We start from the raw sequence: 20,605 nt of genomic DNA on the forward strand, positions 1-20,605 counted from the left end.
TTCATGTTGGCAGCGCTCTGTTTGTCGCTTTCCAGTTGTCCAGCATCTGATGTGCCGGAGACCGATTGACGCCTTGTGCGATGAAGCCGCTCAGATGTTTCGGCAGTTCCATCAGGACGCGTTGTGCATCCTCGGCGTTTTCGTATCGGGCAAAGACGCAGGCCCCGGTTCCGGTGAGTCTCGCGTTGCCCCGCTCAGAGAGCCACTCGTACGCCTTTCTGACTTCAGGGTAGAGTGAGAATACCACGTTTTCGCAATCGTTGCGCCCCGCGGTGTGTCCCTCGAAAGCGGGCGCTATTTTCATCTTTGGGGTGTCCCTTGTCAACAGGGGATGCGAAAAAATTTTCGCGGTGCTGACATGAACGGGTGGCTTGATCACCACATACCACCATTGCGGCAGGATGACGGGAGTCAGGCGCTCGCCCACGCCTTCCGCCCATGCGCTGCGGCCCAGCACAAAGACCGGTACGTCTGCCCCCAGTTGCCGTCCGAGCCTTGCCAGGCTGTTCGGGGGCAGATCGAGCTGCCACAGCGCGTCCAGCGCAAGAAGTGTGCTTGCCGCATCGGAGCTGCCCCCGCCGACGCCACCGCCGCTCGGGAGTCGCTTCTCCAGCCGGATGGCGGCACCGAGCCTGCAGCCGGCATGATGCTGCAGGAGACGGGCCGCGCGGACGATCAGGTTGTCTTCCGGGGGAACCTCGTGCCAGTCGCTCTCGAGAATGATGTCCTGCGTGTCCAGCCGGCGGACATGAAGGGTGTCGCCATGATCCAGAAGCTGGAACAGCGTCTGAAGCTCATGGTAGCCGTCGGGGCGGCGGCCGTTGATATGCAGCAGGAGATTGAGTTTGGCCGGTGCCGGCAGGCTCAGTTCAGTTGCCATGTGGTGATGACCAGTCGGATGCGCAGGTTGTCACGGGACAGGTCCACGCGGGTCGGCAGCGTGATACCGTTGACGGGCGTGAAGCGCGAGGCAACGACTTCCCATCCCAGTTGATTGAATTGCCGGGTCCCGGGGGCTGATTCCGGGGCCTGTGTCCATGGTTGTCCGGGCAGTGGGAGGCCTCTTGCCCACCAGGGGAGTGCAGAGACGGGCAGAGGCAGCTTCAGGGCTTCCCGGACGAGTTTGTCCGGTGCGTCGGAGAGATAGACGTCATCTCCCTGGATAATCCGGATGTGTCCGGGGGTGCCGGTCAGCCGTGCCGCTCCAAGGCCGAACAGTGTTGAGGACAGCCGGATATCAAAATGGTCGCCCGACTGGACCCAGCTGTTAATGGCAGCAAAATGGCGTGTCTTGCCCTGCGTGACACCGATCTTGCCCGTGACCTGCCACCGGGACAGTGCCGCCGCGGCAGCCTGATCCGGTGGTACGGGCGGCGCAGGCGGCGTAGTGGCGCAACCGGCCAGGAAGACGACAAGAAGTACTGGCAGGATTGACCGCAACCGCATCAGAGTGATCCTGCGCCCAGTCGTTCCATGGTTTCCCGGATGATCGGGTGGTCGGGGGCTTTTTCAAGGCCTTCCTTCCAGATGGCTGCGGCCTTGTCCCGCTCTCCCTTCAGCCAGAGCAGTTCGCCCAGGTGCGCCGCAACCTCGGGGTCTTTCATCTTGTCCCAGGCCTTGTGTACCCAGGTCAGTGCCGTTTCGGGATCACCCAGCCGATAGAGTACCCAGCCCATGCTGTCCATGATGGCGGGGTTGTCCGGGTCGAGTTCCAGCGCACGAGCGATGAGGTCCCGGGCTTCGGCAAGTCTGACGTTGCGATTGGCCCAGGAATAGCCCAGCGCATTCATGGCCGTGGCATTGTCGGGTTCCAGTTCGAGGATGTAACGGAGATCCTCCTCCATGGCTTCTGCATTGCCAAGGCGGTCATTGAGCATGGCGCGGGCGTAGCGCAACTGAATGTCGTCCGGGTATTCCGAGATGGCCTGGTCTGCAAGCCTGAGCGCCTCTTCTTCGTGCTTGGCCTGCATCCAGACATTGATCTGGATATCCCACAGTTGCGCGGCCTGATCCGGATACTGGTTGCGCGCGTCGTCAAAGGCGGCCTGCGCTTCGGCATTGCGTCCTTCAGAGAGCAGCAGGTATGCCGCCCTGCCCAGTGCATCGAAGTAGCGTCCACCCTGCCTGACGGCCAGATAATGCTGAATGGCCTCATCAGTCCGGTTTTGGAGGTCTGCCAGACGGCCGAGGAAAAACTGCGCCTCATTCTGGTGCTTGTTGTCCCGGACGAGCGCTTCCAGTTCTGACCTGGCGATATCGTATTTTCTGGCTTCCAGCGCAACGAGGGCATGGGACAGTCTGAGGTGACTGGCTTCCGGCTGCAGTGCCATGAGTCGTTCATATTCACTCATGGCATCCTCCAGTTTTTCGGCCTTGATCAGCATCCGGGCATGCAGGGTGCCCAGTATCAGGCTTTCGGGTTGTTCCCGGGTGGCCTGCTGAAGGAAGGCCAGTCCTTGCTCAAGGTCCTTGTTGGCCAGCATGCGGGCGTGCAAGGCGAGGATGTTTTCATCGTCGCTGTGGCGGATGAGATCGGTGGTGATGGCCAGCGCTGCATCAAGCTGACCATCCATTTCCAGCAGCAGGGCGTAACCATAGGCGATTTCATCCTCATCCGGGTGCCGCGTCATGAGCTGGCGATAGAGTTCGGTGAGCTGATGCCGCTCTTCCTCGTTCAGGTTCTGGGCGTGCAGGGCCAGGCGGTCAAATCGTGAGGCGCCACCGAGTCCCATGACGGCTTCCATCTGGGCAATGGCTTCCTGGTAGCGTTTGGCCTTGATGAGCTGGAATGCGGCAAGTTGATGCGCTTCCACATTGGCCGGTTCGTTCTTTGCCCAGAGCAGCGCCAGTTCGGTCAGGGCTTCCTCGTCCTTGACGAACTGTGCGATGCGTACCGCCCTTTCGATCACGCCCGGATCCTGAGTGTCCACCGCCACTTCCCGATAATTTCGCAGCAAGGTGGCATAGTCCTCCTGCTGCGCGGCAAATTCGGCAACGAGCAGCCTGGCCAGCACGTCCCGCCTGAAGGCGGTCGGGTGGGGGGACTGCTCCTCGGGTGGCGGTGCCATCTCCTCGGGTGTGAGCAGGCTTTTCATGACCGGTGTGGCCTGCGTGGCACTGTATGGCTGCAGTGTGCTGCACCCCGCGAGCAGCAGTGCGAGGGCGGCTTGAGCTAATGCGAGTCGTGTTTTCATGGGCTTGTTGTTTACCTTCCTGGTCATGGCACAAGCATATACGGAACCCGGCCAAATATCATTAATTGCGCTTCATCAAGCAAAGGTGTGGCGGTTCGGTGTAAGGTTGTGCGGCTGCCGGGTTTGGTATGAACGGGCCGCCCGGTTACAATGTGCGTTTCCTGATGAGACTGATGATCCACACATGACGCTTTTGGCTTTGGGGATAAATCACAAAACGGCTCCGGTCGCCATCCGCGAACGGGTGGCCTTTGCGCCGGACCGGATCGAGTCGGCCTTGCGCGAGGTGGTAGATCAGTCACTGGCCGACGAAGTGGCCATTTTGTCCACCTGTAACCGGACCGAGCTTTACTGTTCGGTGCGGAGTGGCGAGGATGCACCCCGCCTGGTGGACTGGATCAGCCGGTATCACGGTGTGGATCGTGAAGCGCTGGTGTCCTGCGTTTACCTGCACCGGGAGCGGGATGCGGTAATGCACATGATGCGCGTGGCATCGGGGCTGGACTCTCTGGTGCTGGGTGAACCCCAGATTCTCGGACAGGTCAAGGATGCGTATGCGTTTGCGCAGGCTGCCGGTACACTGGGGGGGCGCTGGAGCGGCTGTTTCAGCATACCTTTGGCATGGCCAAACGGGTGCGGACCGAAACAGCCATCGGCGCCAATCCGGTTTCTGTCGCCTATGCCGCGGTATCCATGGCCGGACACATCTTCTCCGATTTCGGGAGCCTGACGGCGCTCCTGATCGGTGCAGGCGAGACCATTGAACTGGTGGCGCGGCACCTGCAACGCGCGGGTGTGAGACGCATGATCATTGCCAACCGGACGCTGGTGAAAGCTCAGGCCCTGGCGACCGAATTTCAGGGTGAGGCCATTGCCCTGCCTGACATCCCCGAACACCTCCACCGGGCAGACCTGATCGTGGCGTCTACCGCCAGTCCGCTGCCCATTCTCGGGAAAGGTGCCATGGAGCAGGCAGTCCGAAAGCGCCGTCACAAGCCGGTGTTCATTGCGGATATTGCCGTGCCGAGGGATGTGGAAGCGGAAGTGGGTGAACTTCCGGACGTTTATCTCTACACGGTGGATGATCTGCAACAGGTGATACAGGACAACATGCGCTCGCGGAAAGAGGCAGCGCGTGAGGCCATGTGTCTGATTGAACAGGGGGCAGATGCCTTCATGTCCGATCTGCGGGTGCGGGCATCGGCGGACGTACTGAAGGCCTTCCGGCATCAGGCCATGCAGATACAGGCAGCGGAGATTGATCGAGCGCTGCGCCGTCTCGCCCAGGGGAATGATCCGGCCGATGTTGTCCGTGCACTGGCCAACAGTCTGACCAACAAATTGCTTCATGCGCCGACCGTCGCCGTTCGCAAGGCGGCTGCCGAGGGGCGTGGTGAAGTGGCCCGGTGGCTGGCCGTCTTGCACGGTCTGCCGCTGGAGAGTGAATCCCGATCTCAGGACACCGATGAAACCATCCATACAGACCAAACTGGAACAGCTTGAATCCCGTTTCGAAGAGCTACAGGCGCTGATGTCATCACCCGAGGTGATTGATGACAACAGTCGTTTCAGAGCATGCTCACAGGAATATGCCGAACTGGAGCCGGTGGTGGAGGCCTGGCGGGCCTACCAGCGCGTGCAGGCCGATCTGGCCGAGGCGGAGGCGCTTCTGGATGATCCGGACCCGGACATGCGCGAAATGGGTCAGGAAGAAGTGCGGCACGCCCGGGCGCGGCTGGAGGAAATGGAGGCAAACCTGAATTTCCTGCTGCTGCCGAAGGATCCCAATGACTCGGCCAATGTGTATCTGGAAATCCGGGCGGGCACGGGTGGCGACGAGGCCGCGCTCTTTGCGGGCGATCTCTACCGCATGTATGTGCGTTATGGTGAACAGAAGGGCTGGCGGTTTGAAGTGATGAGTGAAAACCCGGGTGAGCATGGGGGCTACAAGGAAATCATCGTGCGGGTGGAAGGCCAGAACGTTTACCGTCAGCTGAAATTCGAGTCCGGCGCTCACCGGGTGCAGCGCGTACCGGAGACGGAGTCCCAGGGCCGTATTCACACCTCTGCCTGTACGGTGGCGGTTCTGCCGGAGGTGGAGGAGGTGGATGCCATCGAGATCAACCCTGCGGATCTGCGCATTGATACCTACCGGGCGTCCGGTGCCGGGGGTCAGCATGTGAACAAGACGGATTCGGCCATCCGGATCACGCACCTGCCCACGGGGACGGTGGTGGAGTGTCAGGATGAGCGCTCACAGCACAAGAACAGGGCGCGTGCCATGTCGTTGCTGCAGGCGAAGCTGCTGTCTCAGGTTCAGGAGGCGCAACGCAAGGAGCAGGCACAGACCCGCAAGTCACTGGTGGGCAGTGGTGATCGCTCGGAACGGATCCGGACCTACAACTTCCCGCAAGGGCGGGTGACGGATCACCGCATCAACCTGACACTCTACAAGCTGGACGAGATCCTCCAGGGTGACCTGGATCCGGTCATCGAGCCCCTGTTGCAGGAATATCAGGCCGAGCAGCTTGCCCAGCTGCAGGACGCATGATCGTTCGCGATGCACTGTTGCGGGCTGCGCAACACCTTGAAAGGGCAGGGCTGGATACCCACGAGGCCCGAAGGGAAGCCCGATTGTTGCTGGCCAGAGCCGCCGGCCGCGATCTGAGCTGGGTGCTTGCCTTTGATGACCAGCACCTTGCCGGGGCGGTTCTGGATCGGTTTCAGCACTGGGTGCGCCGTCGTACCGACGGGGAGCCGGTGGCGTATATTCTCGGAGAGCGCGAGTTCTGGGGGTTAACCCTGTCGGTAACTCCCGATACACTTATTCCGCGTCCGGAGACGGAACACCTGGTGGAATGGGCGCTGGAGGCCGGGCCTTCCGGCCCCGCGCGCGTTCTGGATCTGGGGACGGGAACGGGGGCCATTGCCTGTGCACTGGCCAGTGAGCGGCCGATGTGGCAGGTGACGGCCGTGGATGTGTCGCCTGCAGCGCTGGATGTGGCGCGGCAGAATGTGGCGCGTCTGGGGCTGGCCAACGTGCAGTGTCTGCTGTCGGACTGGTTTTCCGGTCTGCAGCCGGAGCAGCGCTGGGATCTGATCGTCAGCAATCCGCCCTATATCGAGGCGGGCGATCGCCATCTTGAACAGGGGGATGTGCGTTTTGAGCCGGCCGGGGCACTGGCTTCCGGAGCGGACGGACTGGATGCCATCCGCCACCTGATTCAGCAAGCACCCGGCTTTCTGGTCCCGGGAGGCCATCTCCTCGTCGAGCACGGCTGGAACCAGGGCGAGGCGGTTCGCCGTCTTTTCGGCGGGGAGTGGACGGATGTGGAAACCCGGCGCGATCTGGCCGGACATGAGCGGCTGACCGGCGCACGCTTGAGAGGAGCTGAAGATGCTGGAACGTGAGGACATGAACGACGCGCAGCTGATGCGCTACCATCGCCAGATCATGCTGCCCGAGTTTGATGTGGCAGGGCAGGAGCGATTGCGTCGCAGTCAGGTTCTGGTGGTTGGCCTGGGCGGTCTGGGATGCCCGGTTGCCCTCTATCTGGCCGCGGCCGGCGTGGGCGAGTTGATTCTGGTGGATCCGGACCGGGTTGAGGTCAGCAACATTCAGCGCCAGATTGCCCATACGGAGCAGAATGTCGGGCAGTTGAAGGTGGAGTCGGCAGCCGAAAGCGTCCGGGCGATCAACCCGGAGGTGAAGGTCACGGTGGTGCCCGAGGCGCTGGACGAGCGCAGTGCAGCAAAGTGGGTTTCCGTGGCGGATGCCGTCGTGGATTGCACCGATAATTTTGCAACCCGCGAGCTGATCAATGCGGAAGTGGTAAAACAGGGCAGGATAGTGGTATCCGGTGCCGCCATACGTTTCGAGGGGCAGCTCAGCGTGTTCGACATGCGCCGGGACGACAGCCCCTGTTATCACTGTTTATATGGTGCCATGGGCGATACAGGGCTGACCTGCAGCGAAGCGGGGGTGATGAGCCCCGTGGTGGGGATCATCGGTGCCGCCCAGGCACTGGAAACCATCAAGGTGCTGACCGGTACCGGCGAGCCGCTGGTCGGGCAATTGCAGGTCTTTGACGGCCTGAGTCACCAGTGGCGCCGGTTCCGCCTGAAGCGGGATCCTGCGTGTCCGGTCTGTGCAGGCCGCCGGCTCCCTGACGCCTGACCGGGAAACCTGCCCCGACACGCGGTGGTCGGGGGGCGGACGGGATGTCCGGCTACAAATGGGCTTCGGCGTATTCCGCGAGAATGGATCGCGGCACACCCTGGAGATGAATCCGCCCGCCGTAGGGAAAGCCCCGGAAACGCTCCGCCAGGTAGGTGAGTCCGCTGCTGGTGGCGTTGAGGTAGGGCGTATCAATCTGTGCCAGATTACCCAGACAGACGACCTTGGAGCCATTGCCCGCGCGGGTGATGATGGTCTTGACCTGGTGCGGGGTCAGGTTCTGGCATTCGTCAATGATGATCAGGCTGTGCTGGAAGCTGCGGCCACGAATGTAGTTCAGTGACTTGAACTGGATGGGCACCTTCTGCAGGATGTAATCCACGCTGGCGTGGCTGTTCTCGTCATCTTCATGCAGGGCTTCCAGGTTGTCGGTGATGGCGCCCAGCCAGGGCTCCATCTTCTCGGATTCGGTGCCGGGCAGAAATCCGATGTCCTCGTCCAGCCCCTTGGTGCTCCGGGTGGCAATGATGCGCTTGTAGCGCTTGCTGGCCACGGTCATTTCGATGGCTGCGGCCAGGGCCAGGATGGTCTTGCCGGAGCCGGCCGCACCGCTGAGCTGCACCAGGTGGACATCCGGGTCCATGAGCAGGTGGAGTGCCAGGGCCTGATAGATGTCTCGTGGGAAGAGGCCCCAGGCCTCCTGATCCATCAGACGGTCGCGGCTCAGGTCCCGGACCCGAAGTTGTGTTTCGCTCACGCCGGTGACCCGGCCCACGAAACCCTGCTTGTCGAGAATGAAGTCGTTGAGGGTGAGCTCATCCAGCGGTGCACTGCGGGGCAGAACATGATAGGCCCGTCCCGCCTCCGTCACCGTTTCCACCTTGGTGATGGTATCCCAGAAGGAGCCTTCAAATTCCAGATACCCCTTGGGCAGCTTTTCAATGTCGTCAATCAGCTGATCCGTCTGGTAGTCCTGGGCTTCGATCCCGCAGGCCCGCGCCTTCAGGCGCATGTTGATGTCCTTGCTGACCAGAATGATCTTGCTGTTGGGACGATATCGCTGCAGAGCCACGGCCAGATTGATGATCTTGTTGTCGTTGAGGTTCTCCGGCAGCTGGATGTCGTGCCCGGTGGCTTCCAGATCCATCAGGATGGAGATCTTCCCCAGAGGCTTGTCACCCTCGTTGCGCACGATCGGGACGCCTTTCTCGATCTGCCGGGGCGTGGCGCTGCCCAGCAGGCGGTCAATCTGGCGGATGGCCTGGCGGCAGTCCGCAGCAATGGCTGACAGGCCGGACTTGAGCTTGTCCAGCTCTTCCAGCACTGTCATGGGGATGATGACATTGTGCTCCTCGAAGTTGAGCACGGCATTGGGGTCGTGGATCAGAACATTGGTATCCAGAACATAATTGATGGGGCGGGCATGGCTGCGGGTTCGGGTGCGCCGGGCACCCGTCTCATTCTGCGTCATCGACTCCTGACCTGTTGTTGAGGTTCCTTCCGCCATTAAAGAGGAAGTTCGCCACCCGGTCAATCGGGTGGCGGCGTTCGGACTCAGAGGAGGGCGTTGAGGAATGCGTAGAAGGGATTGAACGGCTTGTTGTAGTCGGCTGCCTGATCCTGTTCCCAGGACGAGCGCAGCGGGCGATCCGGATTGGTCAGCCGTTCCACGAAATCCTGCAAGCCGGGCTGAACGACGTCTTCCTGTACGTCGCTGTTTTCGAATTCCACAATGGTTGCACAGTGGCTGTCATTCAGGTTGCGGTAGTTGGGAATGTAGTAGGCCCAGTTGGACAGTTCCGGATCGTCCAGCAGTGCCTTGAGACGGGCATTGTCCGCATGCCAGCGCGCCAGGATGCGGGCCTTGCGGGTGGCTTCGTCCGGGGCATTCAGGATGTCATCAAAGAAACGCTCGTAGGAGTAGGCCGAGTAGATGGCATCCTGCTGGAACTGGACGACACCGAGCCGGTCACCCGGCCAGGCCCGGGACAGGGCCCGGTAAATGCTGCCCAGGTTGTCCGGGTCCAGGCCGGGCACTTCGCTACGGAATGTTGCCAGCATGGGGTCCAGACCCCAGACCTGGCGGATGGTCTGGTGCAGCCTCCATGAAGGATCCTGATCGCCCGAGGCTTCGAATACGGGGCCCGAGTCGGAGAGCAGATAACCCCAGTGTGGTGCCAGACGGCTGCGGAAAAAATGATGGTTGACCAGCGCGCCGGTGCCGCCTGCGGAACAGCCGGTGTCGAGCATCTGTCTGGGTTGCGGGAGATTCTGCCGGAGCCATGCGATCACGGCCCGGACATTGTTCAGTCCGTTGTGGTGCCAGGTCAGGGGAGGATTCTGACCGGTCGGGTCTTCATAGACCACGGTCCGGTTGCCCGCATGAATGTCGCCTGTGCAGTAAGGGATGAAGACGGTATTCCAGCGTTGCTGTTCGATATGGTTGACCCAGTGAATGGGGTGATGAAAGGGGTCAACAGGGCAATGTCGAGCTTGTTGATATAGTTGTCGGGGATACCGTTCGGGTTGCGTGCACCGCGAATGCCGGCCTGTCCCGAGCAACTGGCGTAGTCCCAGCAGGCACCGCCGGGCTCGAGATTGATATTGACGTTCAGGTTGTCGGCCGCTCTGCGGATGTAGAACTTGAATGGGGTGCCATTGCCACAGAGTGCCCCCGTTTCCGGAGCCAGCCGGACTTCCTGCCAGATGCCATAGAGGCCGGGCCTGAAACCGTCATCAAAGCCGGGCGGATTGGTCAGCAGCGGGTAGTCGCCCTGCTGTTCGGCAGCGGATACCGGGCGGTTTGCCGCCGGCGGCCGGAAGAGGTTGATGAAGGTTTCCCAGCTGTTGTACCAGCCTTTTGAATTGAGCGCCTGGGTTGAGGGGCTGAGGGTGAGGCACAGAAGTGCCGCAAGGACAACGTGTCGGGGCATGTCGGATCTCCCTGGGGCGGTTGCAGTCAGTCTGCGAACGGCCGCAGGGGAATGCAGAGGGCTGGCCTCTCACCCGCGTCGCAGTGTTATTGTTGTTATCGCGCGATCCTTTCGACTATACGGGGTGGTCAAAAAAACGCCAATACACAAATGTAATATGCTGTCATGTTTTTATAAGTCCCCCATACAGGTGATGGTGAACGCTGTGTCATGTTGTGATAATCGGATTGCGAGGTAAGGCGGACTGTCCATTCCGGACGGTCTGAAGCAGTACCCCTCCAATGACAAGAACAACAACGGAGACATCACAATGAAAATGCGTTCATTCCGGCTGGCCGGCGTGCTGGCACTGCTTTGCTCATCCCTGGCGTTTGGCAGCGGATATACCCAGACCAAGTATCCCATTGTGCTGGTTCATGGCGTCATGGGGTTTGACTCCATTGGCGGCCTGATCGGCTACTTCCATACCATCCCCTACAACCTCAGACGCAGCGGCGCAACGGTCGAAGTGGCCAGCGTATCGTTCGTCAACAGCAGCTGGGAGCGTGGCAAGCAGCTCCGCTCCTGGATCAACGGCCTGCCCTATTCGAAGGTCAACATCATGGCCCATTCCCAGGGGGCACCCACGGCACGGGTAGCCGCTGCGCTGACGCCGTCACGGGTGGCTTCGGTGACTTCCATCAATGGTGTCAACAAGGGCTCAAAGGTGGCGGATGTGGTGCGTGGAATCCTGCCACCGGGTTCCTATGTGGAAGGCGGGGCAAACGCCATTGCCAACGCGCTGGGCGGGCTGGTGAATTTGTTGTCCGGTGGTAATGGCAGCCAGGATGGCGTGGCTGCGCTGGAGACGCTGACCACCCGCGGCACAACCGAGCTGAATGATGCGCTGGGCTGGAAGGGGGTCAACCGCAGCAGCTGTTCCGGCACTTCCGAAGATCAGTGGATCAGCGGCTACAAGATCAAGTTCTTCTCATGGTCCGGTACCAGTGTGTTCACCAATGTGCTGGACGTGTCTGATCCGTTTCTGGGTGTGACTTCCCTGGCATTCAAGAAGGGGGAGGCCAATGACGGTCTGGTGGACAAGTGTTCCATGATGCTGGGCAAGGTGATCAGTTCTTCCTACAGCATGAACCATGTGGATGCCATCAATCACCTGTTTGGTCTGCGCTCGCTCTGGACCAATCCGGTGTCCATCTACCGCAGCCATGCCAATCGCCTGAAGAACAAGGGCCTGTAAGCATGCGTGGCAAGGTGGCCGGACTCGCCCTCGGGGCGGGTCTGATACTGGTGGCGGCCGTATACAGTTTCACACCGGGTCGGGTGTTGAGTACGGAGGGTGCCCTTTCGGACAGTGCTGCGGTATCTGATGCCACAGGGTACAGTGAACAGGCGGAACGGCTGGAGGCGGACCGTGATGCAGCGGATTCGCGTCAGGTGCGCTATAGCACGCCGCCCAGGCCGGACCGGGTATTTGCCCCGTCACTGGAAGGCACCGACGTGGATGGCCGGCTGGCAGCGGATGCATCCGGCCACCTGATCATCGACCGGCATGTCCGCGACTTCTTCGACTATTTCCTCAATACCGCAGGGGAGCGGCCTCCGGAAGAGGTGCTGGCTGAAATCCTGCGTTATGCGCGGACCTATCTGCCGGCCACGGCTGCGGAAGAGGCACGGCAGTTGCTGGACGCCTATCTCGGCTACAAGCAGGCCGCACTGGCCATGATGGCCCGCCCCCTGGATCCGGCGGCAACCGGGTCGCCGGAGGCGCTCAGGTCAACGCTTGAAGACAGTTTTGATGCACTGAAGGCGCTCCGGCGTCAGCATATGCCTGCAGAGGCGGTCGAGGCGTTCTTTGCGGACGAAGAAGCCTATGCATCCTATACCCTAGAACGCATGCGCATCCAGATGGATAGTTCGTTGTCCGAGTCGGAGCGTCTGGCGCAGATGGCTGCCCTGCGCGAGCGGCTGCCGCCCGAAATCAGGGAAACCGAGATACAGGTGACGGAAACTGCGGCCCGGCATGCGGAGATCCAGCGTTTGCGCGAACAGGCAGATTCGGAAGCCGGGTTGCGTCAGGCATTGGCCAGCCGGAGATTGCCCGTGGCACAGATCGAGCAGATCGTGGCAGACTACCGCGCGGATCAGGCATTCGAGGCGGCCTACCAGCGCTACCGGGTGGCTCGGGATCGCGTGGTCGGTCAGGTGGCGGATATGGCCGAAAGATCGTCCCGATTGAAACAGCTGAGAGCGAACTTCTTCACGGAACCGGATCAGATGACTCTGGCACAATTGAGAGATATCGAAGAACTGGAAGCCTATTGATGACCGGACCGGCCGAGCGGGATGAAACCCGGCTGAAGGCACAGATTGCCGAGGGGTTTCACCGGCTGCGTTTTGAGCCCCGTCTGGAGCTGGCCTATCAGCAGTATTACCATGACCTCCTGCGTGACCGGGTTCCCTGGGTTGCGCTGTCGGCGATCGTCTTCTTCATGATCTACGCCGTCATGGACTGGGCGGCCCTGCCGGGAGAGATATCCCGGTACACCATTCCCATTCGCCTGCTGATCGTCTGCCCGGCGGTTGTGCTGACCCTCTACGCCTACTCGCGGAACTGGGCGCGCGAGCATTTCATGGCCCTCTACGCATCAACCTATCTCATTGGCGGGTTGTCTGTCGTGGCCATCCTCTGGATTGCGCATGCCCATGCGTTTGCCATGCCCTATGAGGGGTTGTTCATCGTCGTCATGTTCGGCTTCTTTCTGATGGGCCTGAGTTTCCGTTTGGGCACCCTGCTGTCAATGATCATTGTTTCGGCCTATCTGGCGGTCGAGCTGGGTCTGGGGCGCTCGCCCGAGAAGCTGGCAGCCGAAGGCTTCTTCCTGCTGACCGGTCTCGGGGTTGGCAGCGTGGGTGCCTGGCTTCAGGAGTATGCCCAGCGCAAGGCCTTCCTCCATGAGTCGTTGCTGGAGTGCGCCCGCATCCGGACGGAACGTGACAGCCAGGCCAAATCCCGGTTCATTGCGGCGGCAGGTCATGATCTGCGTCAGCCACTGCACAGTCTGGCGCTGCTGACGTCAGCGCTGAAAGGCTGCGATACGGAAGAGGCACGGGAGGCGCTGGCGGAGCGCATGGATGCTTCGGTCCAGCACCTGAACCGGCTGATCAGCAACCTTCTGGATGTTTCGAGGCTGAGTCTGGGAGTGAGCCAGCCGGACTGGACGGAAGCGGATGCCGTACCGCTGATCCGGCGCGTGCTGAATGAGCTGAAACCCCTGGCGCTGGTTCGCGGTGTGACGCTGGAAGACCGGCTGCCGGAGCAGCTGAACGTGCGGATGGACGCACTCTGGGTGGAACGTATCGTCATGAATCTGGTGGTCAACGCCATCAGTCATGCGCACTGTACGGTGGTCCGGGTCAGCGCGCTGGCGCGCGGTCCGCGCTGGCGTATCGAAGTGCTGGACAATGGCAGGGGGATTCCCACCGCTGTCCAGGGGCAGATCTTCCGTGAATTCTACCGCGGCGAGCGGCAGGAAGGGGAGTTGGCGGGCATGGGGCTGGGGCTGGCCATTGTCCGGCGCATGCTCACGGCCATGAACGCCCCCATGGGTGTGGTTTCGGAAGAGGGCAAGGGCAGCTGCTTCTGGTTTGAGCTGGATCAGGTCTCTGCGAGGTCTCCCGTCATAAATGAGGCAAAGAGCGCCAGCACGGTCTAAACTTGGGTCAGATGGTTGGCCAGAGTACAGGACGTGAGCGAAACGGAGATTGATCCCAGACAACCCGATGCCTACACCGAGAGTCTGATTCGGTTGGGGCAGGCAGAAAACTGCATCGCGCAGGAAGACATCTATAACGAATTTGGTGTGTTGCTGATCAGGAAGGGCGCTGTCATTCATGACAAGGCGGCAGACCAGCTCATGGCACACCGCCTCGACAAGCCCATTGATGACCTGATTGGCCTGCAGAAGCGCCTCAACGGACGGAATCTGTTTGCGGTGTACCAGCGGCTCATGACGCACCAGCCGGATCTGGGCTTTCTGCTATCCGATGAAAATACGGCTGTGCTTGTCCGTCACCTGTGCATGCACCGTGAACTGCATGGTGGCATGGCGCAAAAACTGACCGTGATGATGCGCACCCGGCATGCGCTGTTCGAGCGAACGCTGGCGGGTGCCGCGCTGGCCGTGCTGATCGGTCGGGAGGCCGGGCTGTCACCAGGCGTTCTGACCACACTCTTTGAAGCCGCCATGCTGCGCGATATCGCATTGCTGCATGTCTCCGTGAAAGAGGGCGCCCCCGAATGGCTTCAGCACCAGCAGATCCCTTCCCATGCCCTGAACAGTGCCCGGCTGGTGGGTGACAGTCCGTATTACCCCGAAGATGTCGTGGATTTGATCCGATACCACCATGAAAGACCCGACGGTCTCGGTGAACCTGCAGGTGTGGTGACGGCGGGACGGACGCATCTGATTGCACTGGAACTGGCGGATCGTGCCTGGTCGCATCTGCGGCAGTGGTTTCCCACGGGGCCGGTTCCGCTGATCTCTTTGGTGCCGTGGCTCCGCGCTCAGGTGCGCGGGGCAGGTGCGGATGTGGCACAGGCTTTCATCAGGATATTGACCCGTGAGCCGTTGCCCCAGCCGATGCCGGACATGGGTGACCCTGAAAAACTGCGTGTGCGGCTGCTGCAACGGGCCTTGCTGGTATCGCAGGTGTTTTCCCTGCTGACACTGCTGCATGATGGTCTGGTCAAGGCCCGTTCTCCGATGGCCGAGACGGCGCAGACGCTGATGGGATATGTGACCGAGTCCGGTTTTGGCAACCTGGAATCCATAGAACTGATTACGGAAAAAGGGGACATGGGTATGCCGGCAGAAGAGATGCTGGAGGTGGAGATGGCACAGGCTGTGTATCTGGAGCGCGCATGGCGGCTTGCCCATCGTGTCCGTACTCAGGCCGGCATGCCCGAAGACGTCCTTGAAGTGGTCACGGAACTGACAGGATTGCTGGATGATGCGGATCGTCGTGCATGGTGGTCAGTTGCCGCAACAGAGGAGACGGTATGAGCATCGAGACCCGCCAGGATGGAAATCGCTTTGTCATCGCGCTGTCCGGCACTTTCGATTTCAAGTCGGTCCATGCCTTTCGCGATGCGTACGCCAACCTGCCGGAAGCAGAACACTATGAGGTGGATCTGTCTGCCGTGGAGCATATGGACAGCTCGGCGCTGGGCATGCTGCTGAACTTCCGGCGCAGCGTTGGCGATGACAAGCCCGTGATCTTGCGGGGCGCCAAGCCGGCTGTCCGCAAGATCCTGGAAATCAGTCGCTTTGACAAGATGTTCGGGCTGGAAGACTGATGACCCTGCGTGTGCTGGTGGTAGATGATCAGGTTCACATCCGGGAGGTGATGAAGCTGTTCGTCGAAGACGCCGGCATGACCTGCCTGCTTGCCGCCAGCGGCGAGGAGGCTCTGCAGCGGGTCGCGGAAGACGATCCGGATGTGGTGCTCATGGACGTGGTCATGCCCGGCATGGATGGTCTGGAAACGACCCGTCGGATCAAGGCCATGTCTCCGATTCACCGCCCCGTGATCTTCATGACCGGGTTGTCCGAAGACAAGGCACTCACCGAGTGCCTGGCCTGCGGGGGAGATGACTTTGTCACCAAGGATGTGGATCCGGTCACCCTGACTGCACGCATCCGGGCTCACGGGCGTACGCGGGCGCTGGCCCTGGAGGCGCATGCACAGAAGGAAGAGCTGGCGGATCTGAACCGAGCCATGGAATCCGAAATGGCACTGGCCGGCCACGTGATCGAGCGTGTTTCGGCGCCCAGTGCGACCGATATTCCCGGTGTGACATGCTTTACGCGCTCCATGACCGGGTTCAACGGTGATCTGGTACTGTCCGCGAAGCGACCGCTGGGAGGCTGGTATGTGTTTGTGGGCGATTTTACCGGACATGGATTGCCTGCCTCCGTGGGCGCACTGCCCGCCTCTCAGGTTTTCTTCGCCATGACGGCCAAACAGTTTCCGGCCAGCGATATTGCCCGGGAAATGAACCGGGCGCTTGTGCATGCACTGCCGGACTTCATGTTCTGCGCGGCCGCCGTTGCCGAAATGCTGGAAGACGGGCGCACGATACGGCTCTGGCACGGGGGGCTCCCGGATATTGTGTGGCGCAGGCAGGATGGCAGCCGGACGCTTGTCGAATCCCGTCACATGCCGCTGGGCATCCTGTCGGTGGAACAGTTTGATGCCAGCACGCAGGATCTGGTTCTCGGGATGGGAGATCAGTTGTTGCTCATGACGGACGGATTGATCGAAACATCCGATGCCTCAGGCGAGATGTACGGCATGGAACGGCTGTGTGCCGCCTTGCCGGCGGACAGCTGGACGCTGGACGATGTGCTGGGGCCCTGGCAGGCGTTCGTGGGATCCGAACGCAGACAGGACGACGTCTCCCTTGCCATTGTGACGGCCATGCCCCAGGCACCGGTCATTCCGGAGGCATTGCCCCGGCAGGCTCAGGCCCCCTGGGACATGCAGTATCACTGGACGGCAGACGCATTACGTGAGCATCCGGATCCGGTGACCGCCATGGTGGATCTGATTCCGCTGCCCTGGTGCTTCAGTCAGCACAAGGGCAACATCAAGGTGATTCTGACAGAGCTGTTTTCCAATGCGCTGGAACATGGCCTCTTGGGTCTGGACTCCGCTCTGAAAGCCTCGGAAGAGGGCATGGTTCAGTACTATGAAGCACGGGAAAGGCGGCTGGCCGAACTCCGGCACGGCAAAATCACGGTGCGGCTCACGCTCGCTGAAGACAATGGGCGTCCGGTGCTGATGATCCGTCAGAGCGATACGGGTAGGGGATTTGACACGAACGGGCTGAAGCTCGACGATGCCGCGGCGCGCCTCGATCGTGGAGACGCTTTTGGCCGGGGATTGTTGCTGGTGGCTGCGCTGTGCAGTCAACTGGCCTTTGCCGATGGCGGACGGACGGTCAAGGCGATCTATCCATTGATGTGAGCGGATCAATCAACCCCAGCTGAACCGCCACGGCGACACACTCCGTGCGATTGTGCACGTCCAGCGTCTGAAACAGGGCCTTCAGGTGTGTCTTGACCGTATCTTCCGTGAGGCCCAGTATCTGACAGATTTTCTTGTTGGGATAGCCGCGAGCCAGCAACGCCAGCACATCACGCTGACGGGGCGTGATGGCGGGCAGCCCGCTTTCTGCATTGGCGGCCTCATCAAAGCCGGGAGGTAATGGCCTGCCACCGGCCAGCGCTTCATCGATTTGTCGAAGAACGCGACTGCTGTCCGTGCCTTTGGAAATGAATCCCCTGGCCCCCGATTCCAGTGCGGATTGAATATCGAAAAGGGAATCCGCCGCCGAGAGGACGACCACATTCAGTTCGGGGAACGCACCGGTCAGTGTCCGGACCGCGCGCGGTCCCCGGACATCCGGCAATCCGAGATCCAGCAGGACCAGATCCGGAAACGGGGACGTGTTCAGCCAGCTGAGGGCGGCTTCAAGCGTCCGGACGTGAGACAGCCTGGCATCCGGCCGGCGCTGCTGGAGGGCCAGACGAAGGCCGTCCACGACCAGCGGATGATCATCGACAATCAGAATCTGGCGCACCTGTTGTGCCAGGTCCAGCGGGGCAGTTGTTATCATTGTTGTGTGCCTAAAAACTGTACAAGTGTCTCGTATGGTAAACACTCACACTGTAACAGTCTGTGACACAGGCCAAAAATACAAGCCGGCACCCATCTCCGGGTGCCGGCCAAGCTGGCTCAATCTGTCTCTGCCTGCGTGGTGATGGTCAGAATGCTCTGACGGATGGCCGGATCCAGGACGAAGCGGGCAGCGTCCGCCACTTCCTCGATTTCTTCACTGTATGCCAGCAGCCCCTCCTCGTTCACGCTCAGCAGTCCGCGCGCCTTGAGCAGCGAAATGAAGTTGCGGAACAGGGTCTTGTCGAAGAACTCCGGAGCATTCAGCCCGTAGAGAATGGACATGCGCTCGGCCATCAGCGTACTCAGCTCTTCCAGCCGGCCTGCGGTCAGCGTGCCCGATCCGTGCTTGCGCAGAATGGCGATGGCGATGTAGTACCGCTCCAGAGTGGGAATGATGACCTGTGCCAGCATGCTCAGCAGTACCGCCTCACGGGATCCCACCAGCGGCCTGTAAAGCTGATCGCCCTCGCTGGAGAGCAGGCCATGCTGAATCAGGACATCGATCCACTGTTCGATGGCGGCATCCACTTCCGTATCCGACCAGCGCATGAACAGCTCGGAGCGCACGTAAGGGTAGGTGGCACTCACCAGCCAGACGGCACGCTCCCGGTTCACGGTCGCGTTGTTTTCGAACAGGCACGCCACCATGGCAGGCAACGCCATCAGGTGAAGGACATTATTGCGGTAGTACGTGGTCAGAATGGCATTGAGGTCATCCATGAGGATGATGTCACCCAGTTTCTGCTTTTGCCGGTAGACAATGCCCATGCCTTCGCAGTACTCCACCCAGGTTTCGGGGTCCGAATCCGGGAAAGTCATGTCCTGGCTGTACGGCAGCGACTGCAGCAGATTGGTGAGTGTTTTCAGCTGATCCTTGAGAATGCGTTCGTCCATGGCCTGGTTCGGTGTGGCATGCAGTGCAGTGGCCAGCATGTTGACCGGATTCAGAGCCGCCGCATTGTTGATGCGGGTGGCGATTTCCGTGGCAAGACGATCCACTGCGTGCGGCAGCCATTCCGGGCGGCTGTCGGGTTCCCAGGTTTCCTTTTTCCAGTCGGGGTGGACGTCATCCAGAATGGTGGCAAGCTGGAAGGGTTCTCCGAAATTGAGGCTCACCTGGCCGAAGTTGTTGCGCAGATTCCGGATGGAACGGATCAGCGTCAGAATATTTTCCTTCTCCTTTTTCTTGCCTTTCAGCTCGCCCAGATAGGTGCGGGCTTCCATGACCTTCTCGTAGCCGATGTAAACCGGTACAAAAGTGATGGGCTTGCGGTGGTCGCGCAGATAGCTGCGAACGGTCATGAGCAGCATGCCGGCCCGGGGTGGCAGCGTACGGCCCGTGCGGGAGCGCCCGCCCTCCACGAAGTATTCCATGGGATAGCCACGGGTAAAGATGCTGTGCATGTATTCGTTGAACACCGCTGCGTAGAGTTTGTTGTTCTTGAAACTGCGGCGCATGAAGAAGGCGCCGCCGCGGCGGAGGATACCACCGACAATCGGCATGTTCAGGTTGATGCCGGCGGCGATGTGCGGCACGCTCAGTCCGTTTTCGTAGAGAACGTAGGACAGGAGCAGATAGTCGATATGGCTCCGGTGGCAGGGCACATAGACCACGGCACCCTGTTCGGCAGCGGATTTGACCCGCGCCAGCCCGTTGACCTTTACGCCATTGTAGATCTTGTTCCAGACCCAGGTGAGCAGGATCTCCAGAAAACGTATGGTGGCGATGGAGATGTTCGAGGCTATTTCGTCCGCATATTTGAGTGCGCGGGCTTCCGCCTTGGCCACGGGAATCTTTTCCTTGCTGGCCGTTTCCTGAATGGCCGCCTTGACCGGTGGACTCTTGATCAGCTGGTTGACCAGCGTGCGACGGTGGGAGAGGTCGGGACCGATCACTGCCTGCCGGACGGCCCGGAAGTGAACCCGCAGGATCCGGGCAACCTTGCGCTGGGCCTGCTCGGGGGAGGCGCAGTCTTCGATCAGGCTCTGCAGGGAGACTGGCTTGGAAAACTGCACCAGGGTATTGCGGCCGTGCAGCAGGATGATGAAAAACTTCTTGATGGGCCCGGTGACCGTCCAGGTGTCTGAAAGCAGGAGCTTGAGCAGCGACTTTTCCTTCTCCGGTGCCTGCCCCAGAAGACGGAGACCGGCACGATATCGCAGTCGAAGTCCGGCTCCATGCGCGCCACCCGAACCATGTGCTTGAGATCCTTCGGAATCACCGGTGTCCGCCGCCGTGTGATCCAGCCGCCCAGGCGCTTGAACAGGTAAAAGTAGCTGTGCGGCATGATGAGGCGGCCCTTGTGCATCAGCGGCGCCCAAGAGGAGGGCAGCTGGCTGTCGCGGGTGCTTTGCTCCAGCACCAGCCGTGCCGAGAGCGAGTCATCCTGCAGCACATAGACGACAGGGCGACCTTCGGTGCGCTCCAGGGTGCTCAGGTCCTCGGGCAGAATCCGGGTCCGGACCCAGAGGAAGAGGAGCTTGCGCAGCAGATTCAGTACCAGCAATGCCAGTGATCTCATGAAAGTCTCCGGTTGTTCAGGCCCGGCTAGTTTAGC

Annotated in this window: 20 protein-coding genes; 11 read left to right on the plus strand and 9 right to left on the minus strand. The window is 60.8% G+C overall.

All coding sequences use genetic code 11. The features are described 5' to 3' along the window. Position 1: 1 nt before the first annotated feature. Genes ispE through AAIA72_RS00435 form a run of 3 tightly spaced genes read right to left on the minus strand, consistent with a single transcriptional unit; the run spans position 2 to position 3,194 of the window. Positions 2–880, minus strand: coding sequence for a 4-(cytidine 5'-diphospho)-2-C-methyl-D-erythritol kinase (ispE, locus tag AAIA72_RS00425; RefSeq protein ID WP_369601492.1), 879 nt, complete (start codon positions 878–880; stop codon positions 2–4). Then, positions 865–1,446: a lipoprotein insertase outer membrane protein LolB gene (gene lolB, locus AAIA72_RS00430; protein WP_369601493.1), complete on the minus strand. Its 582-nt coding sequence runs from the start codon at positions 1,444–1,446 to the stop codon at positions 865–867. The genes ispE and lolB overlap by 16 nt, the downstream gene beginning before the upstream one ends. Further along, on the minus strand, positions 1,446–3,194 hold the full coding sequence (locus AAIA72_RS00435) for a tetratricopeptide repeat protein (protein WP_369601494.1): 1,749 nt from the start codon (positions 3,192–3,194) through the stop codon (positions 1,446–1,448). The genes lolB and AAIA72_RS00435 overlap by 1 nt, the downstream gene beginning before the upstream one ends. A gap of 184 nt (positions 3,195–3,378) precedes the next feature. Here AAIA72_RS00435 and AAIA72_RS00440 point away from each other — a divergent pair, with 184 nt between their 5' ends. The 5 genes from AAIA72_RS00440 to AAIA72_RS00460 are packed head-to-tail and all read left to right on the plus strand — an operon-like array spanning position 3,379 to position 7,371. Continuing rightward, the gene (locus AAIA72_RS00440) at positions 3,379–3,924 is read left to right on the plus strand and encodes a hypothetical protein (protein ID WP_369601495.1); all 546 of its coding nucleotides are present in this window, start codon (positions 3,379–3,381) and stop codon (positions 3,922–3,924) included. Further along, positions 3,816–4,697, plus strand: a complete 882-nt coding sequence (gene hemA / locus AAIA72_RS00445) for a glutamyl-tRNA reductase (protein WP_369601496.1) — start codon at positions 3,816–3,818, stop codon at positions 4,695–4,697. Before AAIA72_RS00440 ends, hemA begins: the two co-directional genes overlap by 109 nt. Beyond that, positions 4,660–5,745, plus strand: coding sequence for a peptide chain release factor 1 (gene prfA / locus AAIA72_RS00450; protein WP_369601497.1), 1,086 nt, complete (start codon positions 4,660–4,662; stop codon positions 5,743–5,745). Before hemA ends, prfA begins: the two co-directional genes overlap by 38 nt. Beyond that, positions 5,742–6,605, plus strand: coding sequence for a peptide chain release factor N(5)-glutamine methyltransferase (gene prmC / locus AAIA72_RS00455; RefSeq protein ID WP_369601498.1), 864 nt, complete (start codon positions 5,742–5,744; stop codon positions 6,603–6,605). The genes prfA and prmC overlap by 4 nt, the downstream gene beginning before the upstream one ends. Continuing rightward, positions 6,592–7,371 (plus strand): ThiF family adenylyltransferase, encoded by a 780-nt coding sequence (locus AAIA72_RS00460; RefSeq protein WP_369601499.1) that lies wholly within the window; start codon positions 6,592–6,594, stop codon positions 7,369–7,371. Before prmC ends, AAIA72_RS00460 begins: the two co-directional genes overlap by 14 nt. A gap of 52 nt (positions 7,372–7,423) precedes the next feature. Here AAIA72_RS00460 and AAIA72_RS00465 read toward each other — a convergent pair whose 3' ends face one another. The 3 genes from AAIA72_RS00465 to AAIA72_RS00475 all read right to left on the minus strand — a co-directional run bounded on the left by AAIA72_RS00465 (position 7,424) and on the right by AAIA72_RS00475 (position 10,304). Next, positions 7,424–8,842 (minus strand): PhoH family protein, encoded by a 1,419-nt coding sequence (locus tag AAIA72_RS00465; protein WP_369601500.1) that lies wholly within the window; start codon positions 8,840–8,842, stop codon positions 7,424–7,426. An 83-nt stretch (positions 8,843–8,925) separates the two neighbouring features. Then, the gene (locus AAIA72_RS00470) at positions 8,926–9,738 is read right to left on the minus strand and encodes a hypothetical protein (protein ID WP_369601501.1); all 813 of its coding nucleotides are present in this window, start codon (positions 9,736–9,738) and stop codon (positions 8,926–8,928) included. After that, complete coding sequence (locus AAIA72_RS00475; protein ID WP_369601502.1) at positions 9,699–10,304, minus strand: hypothetical protein; 606 nt, start codon at positions 10,302–10,304, stop codon at positions 9,699–9,701. Before AAIA72_RS00475 ends, AAIA72_RS00470 begins: the two co-directional genes overlap by 40 nt. Positions 10,305–10,614: 310 nt before the next feature. Between AAIA72_RS00475 and AAIA72_RS00480 the strand changes: the two genes are divergently transcribed. The 6 genes from AAIA72_RS00480 to AAIA72_RS00505 are packed head-to-tail and all read left to right on the plus strand — an operon-like array spanning position 10,615 to position 17,333. Then, entirely contained in the window at positions 10,615–11,541 is a 927-nt protein-coding gene (locus AAIA72_RS00480) for an esterase/lipase family protein (protein WP_369601503.1), read from the plus strand. 2 nt (positions 11,542–11,543) lie between these two features. After that, positions 11,544–12,626, plus strand: coding sequence for a lipase secretion chaperone (locus AAIA72_RS00485; protein WP_369601504.1), 1,083 nt, complete (start codon positions 11,544–11,546; stop codon positions 12,624–12,626). Then, a complete protein-coding gene (locus tag AAIA72_RS00490; RefSeq protein ID WP_369601505.1) occupies positions 12,626–14,017 on the plus strand; it encodes a sensor histidine kinase in 1,392 nt (463 codons plus the stop codon). Before AAIA72_RS00485 ends, AAIA72_RS00490 begins: the two co-directional genes overlap by 1 nt. A 33-nt stretch (positions 14,018–14,050) precedes the next feature. Then, positions 14,051–15,367, plus strand: a complete 1,317-nt coding sequence (locus AAIA72_RS00495; protein WP_369601506.1) for an HD domain-containing phosphohydrolase — start codon at positions 14,051–14,053, stop codon at positions 15,365–15,367. Further along, positions 15,364–15,660: an STAS domain-containing protein gene (locus AAIA72_RS00500; RefSeq protein ID WP_369601507.1), complete on the plus strand. Its 297-nt coding sequence runs from the start codon at positions 15,364–15,366 to the stop codon at positions 15,658–15,660. Before AAIA72_RS00495 ends, AAIA72_RS00500 begins: the two co-directional genes overlap by 4 nt. Next, positions 15,660–17,333, plus strand: a complete 1,674-nt coding sequence (locus AAIA72_RS00505; protein WP_369601508.1) for a SpoIIE family protein phosphatase — start codon at positions 15,660–15,662, stop codon at positions 17,331–17,333. The genes AAIA72_RS00500 and AAIA72_RS00505 overlap by 1 nt, the downstream gene beginning before the upstream one ends. Here the strand turns inward: AAIA72_RS00505 and AAIA72_RS00510 are convergent. From AAIA72_RS00510 to AAIA72_RS00520, 3 genes are all read right to left on the minus strand, one after another. Beyond that, positions 17,308–17,985, minus strand: a complete 678-nt coding sequence (locus tag AAIA72_RS00510) for a response regulator (protein ID WP_369601509.1) — start codon at positions 17,983–17,985, stop codon at positions 17,308–17,310. The genes AAIA72_RS00505 and AAIA72_RS00510 overlap by 26 nt on opposite strands. Before the next feature lie 119 nt (positions 17,986–18,104). Beyond that, positions 18,105–20,141: a glycerol-3-phosphate 1-O-acyltransferase PlsB gene (plsB, locus tag AAIA72_RS00515; RefSeq protein WP_369602952.1), complete on the minus strand. Its 2,037-nt coding sequence runs from the start codon at positions 20,139–20,141 to the stop codon at positions 18,105–18,107. Further along, positions 20,027–20,569, minus strand: coding sequence for a hypothetical protein (locus tag AAIA72_RS00520; RefSeq protein ID WP_369603029.1), 543 nt, complete (start codon positions 20,567–20,569; stop codon positions 20,027–20,029). Before AAIA72_RS00520 ends, plsB begins: the two co-directional genes overlap by 115 nt. Positions 20,570–20,605: the final 36 nt, after the last annotated feature.

Source organism: Thermohahella caldifontis (assembly GCF_041153465.1).
Taxonomy (GTDB): Bacteria; Pseudomonadota; Gammaproteobacteria; order Pseudomonadales; family Oleiphilaceae; genus Thermohahella; species Thermohahella caldifontis.

What these genes read in the sequence shown, in the direction of transcription:
- AAIA72_RS00440 (WP_369601495.1), top strand. Translation starts at nt 3,379, where the DNA reads ATGACGCTTTTGGCTTTGGGGATAAATCACAAAACGGCTCCGGTCGCC.
- AAIA72_RS00460 (WP_369601499.1), top strand. Translation starts at nt 6,592, where the DNA reads ATGCTGGAACGTGAGGACATGAACGACGCGCAGCTGATGCGCTACCAT.
- AAIA72_RS00520 (WP_369603029.1), bottom strand. Translation starts at nt 20,569, where the DNA reads ATGAGATCACTGGCATTGCTGGTACTGAATCTGCTGCGCAAGCTCCTC.
- AAIA72_RS00485 (WP_369601504.1), top strand. Translation starts at nt 11,544, where the DNA reads ATGCGTGGCAAGGTGGCCGGACTCGCCCTCGGGGCGGGTCTGATACTG.
- AAIA72_RS00435 (WP_369601494.1), bottom strand. Translation starts at nt 3,194, where the DNA reads ATGAAAACACGACTCGCATTAGCTCAAGCCGCCCTCGCACTGCTGCTC.
- AAIA72_RS00490 (WP_369601505.1), top strand. Translation starts at nt 12,626, where the DNA reads ATGACCGGACCGGCCGAGCGGGATGAAACCCGGCTGAAGGCACAGATT.
- ispE (WP_369601492.1), bottom strand. Translation starts at nt 880, where the DNA reads ATGGCAACTGAACTGAGCCTGCCGGCACCGGCCAAACTCAATCTCCTG.
- lolB (WP_369601493.1), bottom strand. Translation starts at nt 1,446, where the DNA reads ATGCGGTTGCGGTCAATCCTGCCAGTACTTCTTGTCGTCTTCCTGGCC.
- AAIA72_RS00465 (WP_369601500.1), bottom strand. Translation starts at nt 8,842, where the DNA reads ATGACGCAGAATGAGACGGGTGCCCGGCGCACCCGAACCCGCAGCCAT.
- AAIA72_RS00505 (WP_369601508.1), top strand. Translation starts at nt 15,660, where the DNA reads ATGACCCTGCGTGTGCTGGTGGTAGATGATCAGGTTCACATCCGGGAG.
- hemA (WP_369601496.1), top strand. Translation starts at nt 3,816, where the DNA reads ATGGCCAAACGGGTGCGGACCGAAACAGCCATCGGCGCCAATCCGGTT.
- prfA (WP_369601497.1), top strand. Translation starts at nt 4,660, where the DNA reads ATGAAACCATCCATACAGACCAAACTGGAACAGCTTGAATCCCGTTTC.
- prmC (WP_369601498.1), top strand. Translation starts at nt 5,742, where the DNA reads ATGATCGTTCGCGATGCACTGTTGCGGGCTGCGCAACACCTTGAAAGG.
- AAIA72_RS00500 (WP_369601507.1), top strand. Translation starts at nt 15,364, where the DNA reads ATGAGCATCGAGACCCGCCAGGATGGAAATCGCTTTGTCATCGCGCTG.
- AAIA72_RS00480 (WP_369601503.1), top strand. Translation starts at nt 10,615, where the DNA reads ATGAAAATGCGTTCATTCCGGCTGGCCGGCGTGCTGGCACTGCTTTGC.
- AAIA72_RS00475 (WP_369601502.1), bottom strand. Translation starts at nt 10,304, where the DNA reads ATGCCCCGACACGTTGTCCTTGCGGCACTTCTGTGCCTCACCCTCAGC.
- AAIA72_RS00510 (WP_369601509.1), bottom strand. Translation starts at nt 17,985, where the DNA reads ATGATAACAACTGCCCCGCTGGACCTGGCACAACAGGTGCGCCAGATT.